The 3637-nt window shown below is 39.5% G+C and carries 5 protein-coding genes and 2 pseudogenes; 5 read left to right on the top strand and 2 right to left on the bottom strand.

Going from position 1 to position 3637, the window contains the following annotated elements:
• Window positions 1-453: 453 nt before the first annotated feature.
• Together UF75_RS25090 and UF75_RS25085 are read left to right on the top strand one after the other, a co-directional pair.
• Window positions 454-648, top strand: a complete 195-nt coding sequence (locus tag UF75_RS25090) for a shikimate kinase (protein ID WP_045577246.1) — start codon at window positions 454-456, stop codon at window positions 646-648.
• A 57-nt stretch (window positions 649-705) separates the two neighbouring features.
• Window positions 706-933, top strand: a complete 228-nt coding sequence (locus UF75_RS25085; RefSeq protein WP_156146617.1) for a hypothetical protein — start codon at window positions 706-708, stop codon at window positions 931-933.
• A gap of 509 nt (window positions 934-1442) precedes the next feature.
• On the opposite strand, the gene UF75_RS25075 is transcribed toward UF75_RS25085, so the two are convergent.
• Complete coding sequence (locus tag UF75_RS25075) at window positions 1443-1658, bottom strand: hypothetical protein (protein WP_045577244.1); 216 nt, start codon at window positions 1656-1658, stop codon at window positions 1443-1445.
• A gap of 175 nt (window positions 1659-1833) precedes the next feature.
• On the opposite strand from UF75_RS25075, the gene UF75_RS25070 reads away from it, so the two are divergent.
• Window positions 1834-2046 (top strand): KTSC domain-containing protein, encoded by a 213-nt coding sequence (locus UF75_RS25070; RefSeq protein ID WP_045577243.1) that lies wholly within the window; start codon window positions 1834-1836, stop codon window positions 2044-2046.
• Here UF75_RS25070 and UF75_RS29515 read toward each other — a convergent pair.
• Window positions 2043-2375 (bottom strand): BC1881 family protein, encoded by a 333-nt coding sequence (locus tag UF75_RS29515; protein WP_197079539.1) that lies wholly within the window; start codon window positions 2373-2375, stop codon window positions 2043-2045. The genes UF75_RS25070 and UF75_RS29515 overlap by 4 nt on opposite strands.
• On the opposite strand from UF75_RS29515, the pseudogene UF75_RS25060 reads away from it, so the two are divergent.
• Window positions 2322-2737: pseudogene (locus UF75_RS25060) on the top strand (DUF3102 domain-containing protein); the annotation flags it as partial. The gene UF75_RS29515 and the pseudogene UF75_RS25060 sit on opposite strands and share 54 nt — an antisense overlap.
• Window positions 2738-2772: 35 nt before the next feature.
• Window positions 2773-3585 (top strand): annotated as a pseudogene (locus UF75_RS25055) (helicase-related protein); the annotation flags it as partial.
• Window positions 3586-3637: the final 52 nt, after the last annotated feature.

Below are 3637 nucleotides of genomic sequence, written 5' to 3'. Positions count from 1 at the left end.
AGGAATTACCTGCCGGCTATAAACCAGGAGAGCTGGTTTTTTAGTAAGACACCAAATGTTGTAAAAACAAGGTGCTGCACAATAGTTCTTCGTAAATTTAAATACTTATCGCGATTTCGGACGGAGTTGAGCATGAATATCTAAACCGATCGGCGCCTTTAAACGCGCAAGAGATTGAGGAGTGTACCCTCTCTCTTGTAAGTAGTTTACAATGGCGCTAATCTTTTTTGTATTCCCAGCATCCCGACATATGTTGTCCGAAAGTTGAGGATCTCCTTGAGACACTCCGTATCTGTCGGATGACTTCTGGTCGCAATGACGACATTTGAAGAAGCAATACGCAAGCAGGCTGGCAACGGTTTGACTTGACTGATGAAGAGATTGAACGGCGCTTAGACGAAGAGTAGGATCTAACAGATTAATAAAGAAAAACTAAGAAAGCGTGAATAGTAAATGCGATTATTTCTCAGGGGGGTAAGCTGTGTCGGAAAAACAACCATTGGCAAGCAGTTGGCACAGGAAATTGGGTTCAAATTTTTTGATCTAGATTATGAGGTAGAGATTTATTATGCCAAACCAATAGAATTCCTCCAAAAGGAATTCTTCACGATGGCTGCCTTTCGTCAAAAGGCTGCGCTGGTGTTATAGAAAATTATTGATAGTAACCAAGATAATTATATTGTCGCCTTACCGCCAAGTGGATTTATGGAAGTTTACTGGAAGAAGGTACAGATGGTTAATCCCGTTACGATCGTGCTTGCAGATCGGGCTAAGAACATTGTGCATCGGCTGGAGCTTTTTGATCAATATTCAAAACCACTGGCGAAAATGGACCTTACGGAGTCAGAAAAGACCCATTATTTGCGTGAGATTAGCTTGGATATTAAGTATTTTGGTCGGAGAGATCTGCGACACATGTCGGTAATCCAATAACGTTACCCGAAATATCCGTACCCACGCATTCTAATCCTGCTTCATTCGGAACGGTTTGTATGTGGATATGAATGTCTGTTTTGAATGTAGGTACTAAAGTAGAAAAAAAGGAAGGGAGAATGATAATAAGACCCCGATGCGGAGGTCTTATCTTTATAAGTATGGCTTAATTATTCTCTTTATCTCTGCCTTTGATATAGTCTCATGATCTTTCTTTGAATAAACAGTCAACAAATATATTTTAGATAAACTTTCTGAATATAGATAAATAAGTCTAAATCCATTAGTTTTCCCTACATTTACACTCGTATTTTTAGCTCTAGATTTATAAACATGTTCACTTTGACTTAAAATTTAACCCTTTAATTTCGTCCCCAATCAAAATGTCATTGATTAAACATTTAAAAATATCATCATATAAATCATCTTCTATATGTCGATACTTCTTTTTTCGTATATAATCTCTAACATCCTGATCAAATGTGTTAGTCGGGACAATATTCATTTAACTACAGTCTCCCGTTTTCTTTATCCTTCTTAATTTTTGAAAACCAATCTTGAAGAGAAGTTTCTGCCTTTTTCCCTTCTTTCATAAGTTTAACTTCATTTAAAGATTGTCTTAAAGATTCAGTAGGAGGACAGTGTCTATTACTTAATATTTCACTTTCTATTATACTCATTTTTTCTCCCTCCTCTTGAGGACTATCATTGTTTTTCTTGTCCATATCATATCACCTGCCAAACCCTGTTTCAATATTATATGTATAGTTTTACCAACTTAGAAGGAGATAGTCATATATTGTATTTTCCCAAACACCAAAATGTCACAATAAACCATCTTCTGTCGAATTTCTCAAACTCTGGCCAATATATAGTAGGATGGAGTGGGAGGTGAGAGAGATGAATCGAATACGTGTAAGTTCCAGCACAATTCATTCTGTTGGTTATGAACCAACCACACAACTCTTAGAAGTTGCTTTTCATACTGGATGGATTTATGAATATTATGGCGTTCCAAGTAATGTTCACCACAGTTTAATGAATGCAAGTTCTAAAGGGATTTATCACAAAGAAAATATTAAGTTCACATATCAATATAAGAGAATACACTAATCCGTGATTATTAATATCCTGGCCATACCTACAATAGTTTTGTCGCCAATAGTTATCTTTTCATAAGGATTCACAATTATTTCTTCAACACCTTCTCTATTTACCAGTTCATTTACTAGTTCAAATGTGTAATTTGTTTCCATAATAATTAACTCCTTTTTACTGTTCTTAAAGAACAGTATCTTTTTATATTGTTCACTGAACCATAAATATTTATTATCATTAACGCAGAGAAGCATCCAACTTTTCTTGCAAGTATTCCTCCCAAGACGGATATCACAGATCGCACGCCGCTTGTGATCGCGGCTGAAATAAACACGATCAGACACCTGGCCGGGAAATCCTCCTTACCGGCGCCATTGAAATCGGCCGGCGCATGAAGGAGGCTAAGGACCTGCTTCTCTATGGAGAATGGGGAAAGTGGTTGAAGGAATCGGTCAGTTACTCCCAGCGAACGGCAGACAGGTTAATGCAGCTCTGCGAAGAGTACGGGACGAAACTGATTGCCTCCCCCGACAGTGAAGGCAATCTAAATTCGTCACTGGTGACGAATTTGACCTACACCCAGGCGCTCATCCTTCTTGGGATCCCGGAAGAGGAGCGGGAGGAGTTTATCGCGGAGCATGATGTCAAGAGCATGAACAAATTGGAATTGCAGCAGGCTGTCAAGGACAGAGACCTGGCCATTCAGGGACCAGGGGACCAGTGCCTGACACCAACTTATCATGGGAAGCAATTGAACGGAAATTGCTCAGTCCCTTTCATTATTTTGGTGTGACAGATAATGTTGACCTTCGTCAGGTTCAATGGGTTGCTGGAAATTATGATGAGAGGGAGCTAGAAAACCTCTATGTTTTCGAAAAAGCGATTGCCGAAAAACGAGTTGGATATATCTTCAACGCCATGGAGCGATATTGTCTTGATCCTGTGGAGATCATCGGAATTGGTTTTTGTTTAAGTAAAAAGCATGCTGAATTTATGGCTCAGGTCTTTAACAAAGCGGGGATTCCTTCAGAATTTCTGATTGCGGAATCGGAAAACGACGTGAGGGATAGCGTAAAGCGGCGCCTGGTAATGAGGGAAATCACCTTTGTTTTTGTGGTCGATCTATATAATGAAGGAATCGATATTCCTGAAGTGAATACGGTTCTTTTTCTGCGGCCGACGGAAAGCTTAACCGTCTTTTTGCAGCAGTTAGGTAGGGGGCTAAGACTCTGTGAGGGGAAAGAAGCGCTGACAGTATTGGATTTTGTAGGACAAGCGCATCAGAAGTATTCCTTTGAAGACCGCTTTAAAGCGTTGTTATCTAGGACTCGAAAAACGATTGAGCAGGAAATAAAGATGGGTTTTGCCAATGTGGCTAGAGGCTGCTCAATCCAATTGGAAAAACAAGCCCAAGACTACATTTTGGAGAACATCCGAGATGCGGTTAATACTAAACGAAATTTAATCAGCAAGCTTTATGATCTTCTAGAAATCAAACATGAGCTTAAGGTCAGGGAGTTTTTCGAGGGTTACCATGTAACACCACAAGATGTCCACGGCTTTACCAAGAACTGATGGATTTGCTGGACTATCAGTTCGATATCAA

Origin of the sequence: Desulfosporosinus sp. I2 (assembly GCF_000960765.1) — a bacterium.
GTDB lineage: Bacteria > Bacillota > Desulfitobacteriia > Desulfitobacteriales > Desulfitobacteriaceae > Desulfosporosinus.
Note: the sequence above shows the minus strand (reverse complement) of the source record. Positions and strands in the feature narration are given on the sequence as shown.